The 12261-nt window shown below is 71.2% G+C and carries 10 protein-coding genes; 2 read left to right on the top strand and 8 right to left on the bottom strand.

Annotated features, from left to right (window positions below; translation table 11 throughout):
- Positions 1-44: 44 nt before the first annotated feature.
- Positions 45-3272 (bottom strand): efflux RND transporter permease subunit, encoded by a 3228-nt coding sequence (locus BMW85_RS32730; protein ID WP_091089278.1) that lies wholly within the window; start codon positions 3270-3272, stop codon positions 45-47.
- A 97-nt stretch (positions 3273-3369) separates the two neighbouring features.
- Between BMW85_RS32730 and BMW85_RS32725 the strand changes: the two genes are divergently transcribed.
- Entirely contained in the window at positions 3370-3825 is a 456-nt protein-coding gene (locus BMW85_RS32725) for a MarR family winged helix-turn-helix transcriptional regulator (RefSeq protein WP_245775194.1), read from the top strand.
- 23 nt (positions 3826-3848) lie between these two features.
- On the opposite strand, the gene BMW85_RS32720 is transcribed toward BMW85_RS32725, so the two are convergent.
- A complete protein-coding gene (locus tag BMW85_RS32720) occupies positions 3849-6152 on the bottom strand; it encodes a HelD family protein (RefSeq protein ID WP_091089273.1) in 2304 nt (767 codons plus the stop codon).
- Positions 6153-6297: 145 nt separating this feature from the next.
- On the opposite strand from BMW85_RS32720, the gene BMW85_RS32715 reads away from it, so the two are divergent.
- Positions 6298-7059 (top strand): SDR family NAD(P)-dependent oxidoreductase, encoded by a 762-nt coding sequence (locus tag BMW85_RS32715; RefSeq protein ID WP_245775193.1) that lies wholly within the window; start codon positions 6298-6300, stop codon positions 7057-7059.
- On the opposite strand, the gene BMW85_RS32710 is transcribed toward BMW85_RS32715, so the two are convergent.
- From BMW85_RS32710 to BMW85_RS32685, 6 genes are all read right to left on the bottom strand, one after another.
- Entirely contained in the window at positions 7056-8267 is a 1212-nt protein-coding gene (locus BMW85_RS32710) for a cytochrome P450 (protein ID WP_091089268.1), read from the bottom strand. The two genes, BMW85_RS32715 and BMW85_RS32710, sit on opposite strands and share 4 nt — an antisense overlap.
- Positions 8268-8300: 33 nt before the next feature.
- Positions 8301-9671, bottom strand: coding sequence for an NAD(P)/FAD-dependent oxidoreductase (locus BMW85_RS32705; RefSeq protein WP_091089266.1), 1371 nt, complete (start codon positions 9669-9671; stop codon positions 8301-8303).
- Entirely contained in the window at positions 9661-9870 is a 210-nt protein-coding gene (locus BMW85_RS32700; RefSeq protein WP_091089263.1) for a ferredoxin, read from the bottom strand. The genes BMW85_RS32705 and BMW85_RS32700 overlap by 11 nt, the downstream gene beginning before the upstream one ends.
- 114 nt (positions 9871-9984) lie before the next feature.
- Positions 9985-10404, bottom strand: coding sequence for a cupin domain-containing protein (locus tag BMW85_RS32695; RefSeq protein WP_091089260.1), 420 nt, complete (start codon positions 10402-10404; stop codon positions 9985-9987).
- Positions 10405-10941: 537 nt separating this feature from the next.
- Positions 10942-11694 carry an SDR family oxidoreductase gene (locus tag BMW85_RS32690; RefSeq protein WP_091089259.1) on the bottom strand — a complete coding sequence of 251 codons (753 nt, stop codon included), beginning with the start codon at positions 11692-11694 and terminating at the stop codon, positions 10942-10944.
- 14 nt (positions 11695-11708) lie between these two features.
- Complete coding sequence (locus BMW85_RS32685; RefSeq protein WP_091089256.1) at positions 11709-12206, bottom strand: carboxymuconolactone decarboxylase family protein; 498 nt, start codon at positions 12204-12206, stop codon at positions 11709-11711.
- Positions 12207-12261 lie beyond the last annotated feature (55 nt).

Here is a 12261-nt window from a genome sequence, read left to right as displayed (position 1 = left end):
CGGCCGCCGTCACCGGCGACCGGGCCCGCACCTGCCGCGCGCCGTCAGGACGGCGTCGGCTCCAGCACCTTCTCCTCCTTGACCGGCGCCGCCGGGCCGCGCCGCAGCCGCTCCTTGGCCCGCTCGACCATCGTGTACAGGGTCGGCACCAGCACCAGCGTGAGCAGCGTCGAGGAGATCAGCCCGCCGATCACCACGATCGCCAGCGGCTGCGAGATGAACCCGCCCGACCCCGTCACGCCCAGCGCCATCGGCGTCAGCGCGCAGATGGTCGCCACGGCCGTCATCAGGATCGGCCGCAGCCGCCGCCGGCCGCCCTCGATGACCGCCTCGACCACGCCCATGCCCTGATCGCGGTACTGGTTGATGAGGTCGATGAGCACGATCGCGTTCGTCACCACGATGCCGATCAGCATCAGCATGCCGATCAGCGCGGGCACGCCCATCGGGGTGCCGGTCGCGACCAGCAGCCCGATCGCGCCGGTCGCCGCGAACGGGATCGACACCAGCAGGATCAGCGGCTGCACGAAGCTGCGGAACGTCGCCACCATGATCAGGAACACGATCGCGATGGCCGCGAGCATCGCCATGCCGAGGTCGGCGAAGGCGTCCTCGTGGTCCGCCGACGCGCCGCCCAGCGTGTAGGAGGCCGACGACGGCAGCTGCAGCCCGTCCAGCTTCTCGCGCAGCTTCTGCGTCACCGCCCCCAGGTCGCCGGCGTCGGCGGCCTTGGCCGTGACCGTCGCCGACCGCTCACCGTCGATGCGGGTCACCTGGGTGGGCCCGGCGACCTCCTTGACCTGCGCCACCGACGACAGCCGCACCAGGCCCGAGGCCGTCATCAGCCGCAGGTCCCGTACCTCCTTGACGTCCTGCGGCGCCGCCGCGCCGCGCAGCACCAGGTCGCTGTTGCGGCCGTCGAGCGTCACCTGGCCGAGCGGCGCGCCGCGGAACGCCTGCGCCACGCTCTGCCCGATCTGCGCCTCCGACAGGCCGCGCGCCGCCGCCTTCTCCCGGTCGACGACGACCTCGATGCGCGGCGCGGACGCCTCCATGTTCGACGAGACGTCCCGCAGCCCCTCGACCTCGCCCATCGCCTTGGCGACCTGCTCGGAGGCGGAGCGCAGCGTGTCCAGGTCGGGGCCGCGGACGATGACGCTGATGCCGTCGGCGTTGAACCCGCCGCCGCCGGCCGCGCCGACCGTGACCTCACCGACGCCGGTCAGCTTGCCGATCTTCTCGCGCAGCCGCTGCTCCACCGCCGGGGTGTCGGCCCCGTCGGCGAGCGTCACCGAGTACGACGCCCGGTCCGAGCCGCCGCCCCCGCCGAACGCGGCCGCCATCGCGTTGCCGCCGCCCACGTTCGCCTGGTACATCTCGACCTGGTCGTCCTCGGCGAGCACCTGCTCGATCTTCTTGGCCGCCCGGTCGGTGGTCTCCAGGTCGGTGCCGACCGGCATCCGCTGCGACAGCGAGATCGTGTTCTGGCCCGAGGAGTCCAGGAAGTTCGTCTGCAGGGCGCCCGCGACGCCCATCGTCGCGACGAACACCGCCACCCCGATGAGCACCGTCGTCAGCTTGAACCGCGTCGCGAACCGCAGCACCGGCAGGTAGGCCCGCTGCAGCGGCGAGCGCAGCTCCTTGGCCTCGGCCTCCTCGCGCTGCTTGCGCGCCTGCTCGGGCGTGAGCTGCGGCGCCTTCAGGAACCAGTACGCCAGCACCGGCACCACCGTCAGCGACACCACCAGCGACGCCAGCAGCGCCACCGTCACGGTGATCGCGAACGGGCTGAACAGCTCCCCGACCATGCCGCCGACGACCGCGATCGGCACGAACACCGCCACCGTCGTCAGCGTCGAGGCCGTCACCGCGCCCGACACCTCGCGCACCGCCGTCAGGATCGCCTGCAGCTTGGCTTCCCCGTAGCCGAGGTGCCGCTTGATGTTCTCCAGGACCACGATCGAGTCGTCCACGACCCGGCCGACCGCGATCGTCAGCGCGCCGAGGGTCAGCATGTTGAGCGAGTGGCCGCCCGCCCACAGGGCGATCAGCGCGATCACCACCGACAGCGGGATCGACACCGCCGTCACCAGCGTCGAGCGCACCGACAGCAGGAACACCAGGATGACCAGCACCGCGAACACCAGGCCCAGCAGGCCCTCGGTGGTCAGGCTCTCGATCGACTGCTCCACGTAGGGGGCCTGGTCGAACACCACCGACACCGCCGTGTCCGACCCGTCGCCCAGCGCCTTGGTCAGGTCCGGCAGCAGTTCGCGGATCTCGTGCGAGATCGACACCGCGTTCCCGTCGGGCGTCATCGTGACCGACACGCCGAGGCTGGTGCGCCCGTCGGTGCGGGTGATCGACGTGGCCGCCGCGAGCCCCTGCTTGATGGTGGCGACGTCGCCCAGCTTGACCGGCCGCAACGACCGCGTCTGGGCCTGCGCTTGTGCTTGGGCCTGGGACGTGGGGGTGCGGGCCTGCTGCTGGGCCTGCGCCTGCTGCTGAGGCTGCTGGGGCTGGGCCTGCTGGGGCTGGGCCGGCGTCAGGTACAGGTTCTTCAGCTTCTCCAGGGAGTCGACCCGGGTGCCCACCTGCACCGTCAGCGCCCTGCCGTCCTCGACCAGGGTGCCCGCCGGGATCGGCGTGCCGTTCGCCCTCAGCGCCTCGGGGATCTGCGCGGGCGACACGCCCGCCAGGGCCATCTTCCCGGCGTCCGGCTCGATCGTCACCACGTCGCCGCGGACGCCGGTGACCGTCGCCTCGCGCACGCCCTCCACGCCCTGCAACGCCGGCACCACGATCCGGTTGAGCTTGTCGGCCATGGCCTGCTGGTCGCCGCCGTCGCCGACCGCCAGCACCAGCACCGGGATGTCGTCGGTGCTGCCCGCCGCGACCTGCGGCTCGACGCCGTCCGGCAGCCTCACCCGGTTGAGCGCCTGCTGCATCTTGTTCAGCGACGCCTCGATGTCGGTGCCGTACTCGAAGGCCACCTGGACCTGGGCCACGCCCTCCCGTGAGGTGGACGTCAGCTCCTCCATGCCGTCCAGCCCCTGGAAGGATTCCTCGATAGGCTTGGTGACCTGCTCCTCCACGATGTCCGGTGACGCGCCCGGGTACGGGGCGATCACGAACGCGCCGGGGAACGACAACGACGGCAGCAACTGCTGCTTCAGCTGCGGGATCGTGAACGCGCCGAACGCGCTGAGCACGACCGCGATCAGGATCACAAGAGTGCGGTTGACCAGGCTCAACCTGGCGAAAGCGGTCATAAGCCCCCTCCAAGAGTTCGGCTTAGACTAACACTTCGCATCGCACGAATATTTAGACACATCGAACCTTCCTGATAACCTTCTCAGGAAGCGAGAGGTGAAAGTGAACGACGAACGCGAAGACCTGATCCGCAGGATCAACGAGACGCAACGCAACCTGGGGCGCGTCTTCGCCCAGCATCCGTCCCCCCTGTTCACCTCCAACCTCACGATGCGCCAGCTCAAGGTCGTCATGCTCCTGTCAGTACGCGGCGGCTCGGCCAGCGGCCAGGAGATCGCCGCCGGCCTCGGCGTCGGACCCGGCACCGTCACCGGCATCGTCGACCGCCTCCTCGCCCAGGGCCTCGTCAGCCGGCACGAGGACCCCCACGACCGCCGCGTACGCCGCGTCGAGCTCACCCCCGCGGGCGCCGCCTTCCTCGAAGAGGTCAACAGCGTCGGCAGCCAGCAGATGCGCCGCATCATGGACCACCTCGACACCGAGACCCTGCGCGCGCTCGACGAGGTCACCCGGGCGATCTGGACCGTCGCGGAGAAACTCGGCGACTCCTGAAACCCCGGGCGACCCCGCCACCCCTACGCGGGGGAGCCGTCGGCCAGGCGGGACAGGACGGCCGGCAACTCGCCCTCGTAGGCCACCGTCAGCCGCCGCGTCGCCCGCGTCACCGCCACATACAGGTCCCGCCCGCCCATCGGCGACTGCTCCAGGATGCCCGCCGGGTCCACCACCACGACCGCGTCGAACTCCAGCCCCTTGGCCTGCGTCACCGTCAGCACCGCCACCGGCGCGTCCAGGTCCGCCGCCGGGAACGACCGCGCCACCCGCTCACGCAGCGCGTCGCAGGTCACCACCCCGACCCGGCCCTCCCCGATCGCCGCCCGCTCCTGCGCCACCAGCTCGGCCAGCCCCTCCACCAGCCTGCCCGCCGCGACCCGCACCGCGCGCGGCGCCGACTCCCCCGACCGCACCGACTCCGGCGGCTCCTGCCCCGGGTCGAAGGCCCGCAGCACGTCCGCCGCCACGTCCATGATCTCCACCGGCGTCCGGTAGTTGACCCGCAGGTGCTCCATCCGCCACCGGCCCCGCAGGTAGGGGTCCAGCATCTCGCCCCACGACCGCGCCCCGGCCGCCGAACCCGTCTGCGCGATGTCGCCCACCACGGTCAGCGACTTGGCCGGCACCCGCCGCATCACCATCCGCCACGCCATCGGCGACAACTCCTGCGCCTCGTCCACGATCACGTGCCCGTAGGCCCAGCCCCGGTCGGCCGCCGCCCGATCGGCCGTGGTCAGCTCCGCCCCCGGGTCGGCGTGCCGCCCGGCCAGCACGTCCGCCCGCGCGAACACACCCTCCTCGGCCACGCCGGTCGTCTGCAGCACCTCGTTCGCGTACAGCAGCTCCTCCTCCCGCTCCGCCCGCGTCCGCCGCGAGGCCGCGCGCCGCGCCGAGTCGTCCTCGCCCAGCAGCTCGGCCGCCTCGTCCAGCAGCGGGACGTCCTCCACCGTCCACGGCGCGTCCGCCGGGCGCACCAGATGCGTCCAGTCCAGGTCGGGCGGCACGACCGACGCCAGCGCATCCGGCTCCGACAGCAGCCAGGCGACCAGCCGCTGCGGCGTCAGCTCCGGCCACAGGCCGTCCACGGCGCGGCGCACCGCCGGCTCCCCCCACAGCCGCTCCGAGGCCAGGTCCAGGTCCAGCTCGTCCAGGTCACCCTCCAGGTCCAGCGGCTGGGCCAGCTCCTCCAGCTCCGGGTCGCCGTTGGCGAGCTCCTCGATGTGCAGCGACTCCTCCAGCGCCCGCGCCTCCGCCCGGGCCAGCTCCTTCAGCAGCTCGCTCACGTACAGCTTGCGGGCCATGTTGTGCGGCAGCCGCACCGCCCGCGCCCGCTCGTGCAGCGCCACGCACGTCTCGCGCGGCACCCGCAGCGCCAGCCCGTCCAGCCCCACCACCAGGTCGTCCTCCGGCGGCCGCCGGCGCAGCTCCAGCGCCTCGGCCACCACCCCCGCCATCCGCGGGTCGCCCTTGACCACCGCGGCGGCCGGCGCGTCGGCCGCCGTCGCCCGCACGCCCGGGAACATCTCCCCGGCCGTCGTCATCACCACCTGCGTCTCCCCCAGCGACGGCAGCACCTGGCCGATGTAGCGCAGGAACATCGCGTTCGGGCCGACCACCAGCACCCCGCGCCGTTCCAGCACGTCGCGGTGGGTGTAGAGCAGGTAGGCCGCCCGGTGCAGGGCCGCGACCGTCTTGCCGGTGCCCGGGCCGCCCTGCACCACCAGCGCCCCCTGCAGGCCGGCCCGGATCACCCGGTCCTGCTCGGTCTGGATGGTGGCCACCACGTCGCCCATCCGGCCCGTACGGCCCCGGCGCAGCGCCGCCAGCAACGCCGCCTCCCCCACCAGCGTGCGCCGGTCACCCTCGCTCATCCGCTCCAGGTCGAACACCTCGTCGTCGATGGCGACCACGCGGCGGTCCTTCAGATGCAGGTGGCGGCGGCGCAGCAGGCCGGCCGGGTCGGTGGCCGTGGCCACGTAGAACGGCCGCGCCGCCGGCGCCCGCCAGTCGATCAGGACGGCCTCGTGCCGCTCGTCACGCAGCCCGATCCTGCCGATGTAGGTGCTGGCGCCGGAACGCTCGTCGACCCGGCCGAAACACAGGCCCCGCTCGACCGCGTTGAGCTGCGCCAGCCTGCGCGCCTGCTCCGAGGCCAGCGCCTCACGCTCGACCATCGCCTGCCGGGTGCCGCCGCCCCGGCCGTACACCTGGCGCAGCGTCGCCTGCGCCCGTTCCCTGGCGAGGTCGAGCAGCCCGTACAGCCAGGACACGGTCCGCTGTTCGGTGTCAAGGGCTTCGGCGAGACCATCTTGACGATTAGCCATCGAGTGGTATACTCCTATCGGGAAGCTTGTCGAAGCTGGCGTGTTAATGGGAGCGTTCGAGCTTACTCCGCCCCATCACGCCCGCGCAATCGCCGCACGCCCCGCAACCGACCCCGCAGCCCGCCGGATGCTAACTTGTGCGACCGTGTCGCACTATCTGCAGCAACTCTTCTCCCTCCACGGCCGCCGCGCCCTCATCACCGGCGGCAGCTCCGGAATCGGCCACGCCATCGCCGAAGCCCTCGGCCGCGCCGGAGCCGACGTCGTCCTCGTCGCCCGCCGGCCCACCGAACTCGACCAGGCCGCCGACCACCTCCGCCACCACGGCGTCACCACCACCTGCATCAGCGCCGACCTCGCCCACCGCGACGACGTCCAGCGCGTCTGCGACACCGCCGGCGACATCGACATCCTCGTCAACAACGCCGGCAACAACATCCGCAAACCCATGGCCGAGCTGACCACCGACGACTACGAACTCACCGTCGCCGTCAACCTCACCGCCCCCTACCTGCTCGGCCAGCACTTCGGGCCCCGCATGGCCGCCCGCGGCTGGGGCCGCATCATCAACATCGGCTCCCAGCAGTCCATCAGCGCCTTCGGCGACAGCGGCGCCTACGGAGCCGCCAAAGCCGGCCTCGCCGGCCTCACCCGCTCCCAGGCCGAAGCCTGGTCAGCCGCCGGCGTCTGCGTCAACACGATCATCCCCGGCTTCGTCCTCACCCCGCTCACCGCCCCCGCCCAAGCCGTCCCCGGCCGCGTCGACGCCCTCGCCGCCCGCCACATGACCGGCCGCAACGGCATCCCCGCCGACTTCGCCGGCGCCGCCGTCTTCCTCGCCGGCAACGCCTCAGCGTTCGTCACCGGCCAGATGCTGTACGTCGACGGCGGCTTCTCCGTCCACTAGAGCGACCCCACCCTGATCGGCAGGTGCCGCGGACCACGCAACATCGCATTGCGCCGGTACGGCGGCGGATCCTCCACCAGCGTCACCGCCCCGAGACGAGGAATCAGCGCCCCAAGCGCGGCCCGGGCCTCGATCCGGGCGAGCGGCGCGCCGTAACACAGATGGATGCCGCCGCCGAAGCCGAGATGCTGGTTGTCCACCCGGGCCGGATCGAACCGGTCCGGGTCACGGAACCGCCCGGGATCACGGTTGCCCGAAGCGATCACGAGGATCAACGGCTCACCCTTCGGCACCACGGAACCGGCGATGTCCAGGTCGACAAGGGGCACCCGCCTGCGCAGATGCACCGGAGGCTCGTAACGCAGCAGCTCCTCCACCGCGCCGGGCAGCAGACCCGGATCCCGGCGCAACCGCTCCAACTGGTCAGGATGCCGCAACAGCGTCAGAACCCCGTTCGTGATCAGGTTCACCGTGGTCTCATGACCGGCGATGAGCAGCAGCACCGCGGTCTCCGCCAACTCCTCCCGCGTCAGCCGCAGCGCCGGGTCCGGCTCGTTCACGAAGGCCGACAGCATGTCCTCACCCGGACGCCCGCGACGCTGCTCCGCCAGATCCACCAGATACCGGCCCATCTCCACCCGCGCCTGCCGACCCGTACGGGCCCGCTCCGCGGCCTCCTCACCCGGTTGCACATCCGCCGAGGCGACCACCAGATCGGACCAGCGCCGAAACAGCGGCTCGTCCTCCCGCGGCACCCCGAGCAACCGGCAGATGACCGTCACCGGCAGCGGATAGGCGAAATCGTCCACGAGATCGAACTCCGCCCGGTCACGCAGCCCCTCGACCAACTCCCCGGTCAGCTCGGCGATCTGACCACGCATCGCGTCCACCCGGCCCGGGCTGTGCGGCGGACCGAACGGCCGCATCGCCAACGTCCGCAACCGGTGATGCGCGGGATCGTCGAGGATGAGGAAGGGGAGCTGCTCCTGCTCCGACAATCCGGGGTCACGGACCAGGCCGTGACGAGGATCCACGCTCACCCGCGGATCGTGAAGCAAGGCGTTGATCTCGTGATAAGTGCCGACCAGATGACTGCCGTCCGCCTGCCGCACCACGCGACCCGCCTCCCGCAACTCCGCGTACAACGGGTAAGGATCCGGACGGCAGGCGTAGTCCGTGATCCGCTCCAGCAGGGTGTCGGCGGTCATGATGTCACGGCTCCTCGTGAACGGGCGAAACGATCAGGCATGCCGCACCACGGTCAGCCGGCGGTCCGGCAGATGACCGGTGAGCGCCACCGTCGGACCATGCGACAGCTTCTTCGAGTCCGGCACGTCCGAAGGAAGCGTCAACTCCGCGGCCAGCGGCCGATCCGCCGCACCAGGCCCCGGCGGGAACGGAGCAGCCGTCTCGATCAGATGCTGGTAGTACTCGAGCGACTTGGCCATGTTGACCGTCACCGCGGCCGTCACCCGGCCCCGATAGCCGTACACCACGGCCAGACGGCGCGCCTCCAACGTCCCCTGCGCGAGCACGATCTGATCGGAGAACGTGGGGACCCCCACCGACTTGATGTTGAGCCCGAACTGACTCGACCAGAACGACGGCAACGAAAGATGAGGACGCCGCAGCGGCCCCGGACTGACCATGTTGTGAGCCGCCACCTCGGCCTGCGCCACCGCGTTGCCCCAATGCTCCAGCGAGAGCAACTGGTACTCGAACAACGGATGCGGAAAACGCGAGACATCACCGGCGACGAACACATCGTCGGTGACGATCCCGTACATGTCGAAAGCCCGGCACCCCGCGTCACACGCCACCCCGCGCGGACCCGCCGCCAACCCGGCATCCGCCAGCCACTCGACGTTGCGCACCGCCCCCAACGCCACGACACACACATCCGCCTCCACCCGGGCGCCGTCGGACAGATCCGCCCCCACGAACCGGCCCATCCCGTCCCCGCGCAGAGCGGTCACCGTCACGCCGCAGCGCAGGTCCACGCCGTGCGCGCGCTGCACCCCGGCGGCCAGCTTCGACAGCGTGCCACCGAGCGCCCCCACCAAAGGCGCCGGGCCACGCTCGGTCACCGTCACCTCCAGCCCCCGCTCCCGGCAGGCCGACGCGATCTCCGAACCGGTGAAGCCACCGCCGATCACCAGCACCCGCCGCGGCCCGGCCGCCAGCCGCTCGGCCAGCCGCCCGGCGTCGTCACAGGTACGCAACGTGAACACCCCGTCCAGGACCGCCTCCTCCGGATTCGGCCACGGCCGCGCACGGGTCCCCGTCGCGATCAGCAAACGGTCATAGGGGAGCCACTCCCCGTCCGCCAGCAGCACCCGCTTCCGCAGAGGATCCAGACCCGTGGCCGGCACCCCCAGCCGCCACTCCGCATCCGGGTCCCGCCGCATCGGCAACCCCGTCCCGTCCGCCGCCGCATGACCCAGCAGCACCTGCTTCGACAACGGCGGCCGGTCATAGGGCGGATGAGGCTCGTCCCCCACCACGGTCAGCGAACCGACGAAACCCTGCTCGCGCAGCGTCTCCGCGGCCCGCAACCCCGCCAGCGACGCCCCCACCACGACGATGCGGCCCTCACGCGGATCACCGGCCACCGGAGCCCACCTCCTCACCGAGGAGGATCGCCTGGACCGGACACGCCGCCGCGGCCTCACGCACCCGCTCGAACTGATCGTCAGGAACGGCCGGGTCGTACAGCAGCGCCTCCTCCCCGTGCAGGTGGAACACCTCGGGCGCGAGGAACACGCACTGCGCGTAACCCTGGCAACGGGTAAGGTCCACGACGACCTGCATCCCACCGCTCCCTCCGTCGCCTCCCCCCGTTCATGCCCGGAGCGACGGCAAAGAGAAATCGGATACGCGGCGAGGAATCGGCAATCCCCGACGTCGGGCCAACCGCCGGGCGGCTCAGGCAAGTGGCCCCGCCGACCAGCCGGCCCGAGCCTCGGCGCGCCTCTCCAGACGACTGCCCCGCGGCAGCGTCACCGCCAGGATGTCGCTGGGAATGTCCAGCTCGATGCGGTGCCACCGCCCACGAGGCACGATCACGGCCGTACCCGCCGTCAACCTGACCTCCTCCTCCTGCTCCCCCGGCCCCTCCCGACGGAGAAAGAGACGGATCTTCCCCACCAGGCAGGAGACGATCTCCTCAGCCTCCGGATGAACCTCCCAGTGACCGACATGCACGTCCCCACCCGTCTTGGCATGCAACGCCGTCAGCCGCCAGCCGTCCCCGTCGAGGTCAGCGGTCCTTCTCCCGGCGCGGATCCGGCCCTCCTGATCGAGGTGGACGGACGAGGCGAAGAGATCGATCGGGGTAACACTCATGCCGAAGCACCCTCCCGCGGAATCGTTCGGGCCTTGGCCCCCATGACCGAGCATTCTTCGCCGGCCACACCCCAGGCACATCCCGCGAGCGAAGCGAACTCCCCCTACCTCGCAAGGATTGATGGCCGGCCCGCGTACGACGCCGGAAGTACCGCCTTATCTGCCACGCACCGGGCAGATGCCGGTCATGAACGCACAAGACGGGACAAATGCCGATCTCCCCGCCGCAGTAGGCCGAGTCAACGGAGAGAGCGACATCGTCGCCGAACGCTCCGGAGGCGACGTCCGCACCTCCTCCCCACGCCCGATACCCGCCGAACCTGTCGAGCCTCCGCCCGACCCTGAACACAAGGCCGAGGAGGAACGACGCGAGGCGGCCAAGAACGCGGCCGATGACCAGGCCCACCCGGGAGCCGAACCAACCGACTGAGATGCCAGGGGGCGGCGTTTCTGGTCGTCGGGTTTGTTCTGGGTGTGATGCTGCTAGGTTCTGTAATAACCCGACATCTTTACAATGTAGATCATAATCGGGCTCTCTCAGGGCTGGGCGTCCAGCCACTCACGGAAGGTGGGGCCTGCGAGCTTGGCGTGCGGGCTGGGCAGGAAGGCGCCGTCGGCGGCCAGCTCGGCGTCGGGCATCGCGGCCCCGTCGACGCCGACGACCTTGACGCCCCGCCGGGCCCCGAGAAGCTGCGCGGCCTCGGCCAGGATCTCCCTGCGAGGCCCGGCGATCTCGGGGATCGGTGTTCCCGGAACGGCAGGGGCGGTGGCCAGATCGGCCAGTTCCTCGGCCACGGTGCGGCAGGCCACGAGCTGGCTGGGCAGCGCCGGTATGTAGGCGACGTCCCCCTGCTGCCAGTCCAGGAGCTGGCCGACGAACTCGTGGAACTGCGCCGCCCGCAGGATGCGGACGGGCACCGGGCCGGACAGCAGGCGTTCCTCGTGCACCTTCTTGGCCGCGAGGAAACCGGCGGTGGCCTTGTCGACGCCGATGATGGACGCCATGACGATCCGGGCGACCCCCGCCTCCCGGCCGGCCTCCTGCAGATTGCCGGCCGACGTACGGAAGAACTCCGTCGCGGCGTCCTGGTCGGAGGCGTGCCACGAGGCGACATCGACGATGACCTCCGCCCCGGTCAGGGCCTCGGCCAGGCCCTGACCGGTGATGACGTCCACGCCGGTGGCGCGCGACATCGGCACGACCCGATGCCCCCGCTCGGTCAGGACCTCCACGACGTGGCGGCCGAGCCGCCCGGTCGCTCCCGCAACCGCGAACGTGGTGACGCTCATGCAGGGCTCCTCTCTCACGCGCTGTAGTTCTGGCCGGGGGGCATGCCGGGAATCGGCTTGGCGATCAGGGCGGCGGGGGTGAAGAAGCCGATATGGGCGATCGCCATGATGAGCGACCACATCGCCCTGTCGTCGTAGTGCGCCGACGCCCTGGCGTACAGCTCGTCGGGGACGCGCTCCCCCGACGGGTTCGGGGTGAGGACCGCCTCCACCAGCTCCAGCGCGACCCGTTCCGGGTCGGTGAAACGCGTGGCGTCCCGCCAGGTCGCCACGGCGGTGATGCGCTCCTCCGATTCACCGATGCCGCGCAGGTTGCCGGTCTCCCTGACGGTGAAGTACGTGCTGCCGAGGAGCTGCCCGGCACGCAACTGCAACAGGTGGATGGTGGCCTGCGGAATCGCCCCGTTCTGCAGGGCCTTGTGCAGACCCGCGCCGACCTCCGCCATCTCGGGGAGGAAGGGCAGAGGGTTGGGCATGCGCGAGCGCCGGCCGGTCGTCGTGGGTGTGGACATGGGGCTTCCCTTCGTGGTGGTCGATCCGTACGTGACGACCACGAGACGACAGCGC

Source organism: Nonomuraea wenchangensis (assembly GCF_900111685.1).
GTDB lineage: Bacteria > Actinomycetota > Actinomycetes > Streptosporangiales > Streptosporangiaceae > Nonomuraea > Nonomuraea wenchangensis.
This window is presented reverse-complemented; position numbering and strand designations above follow the sequence as displayed.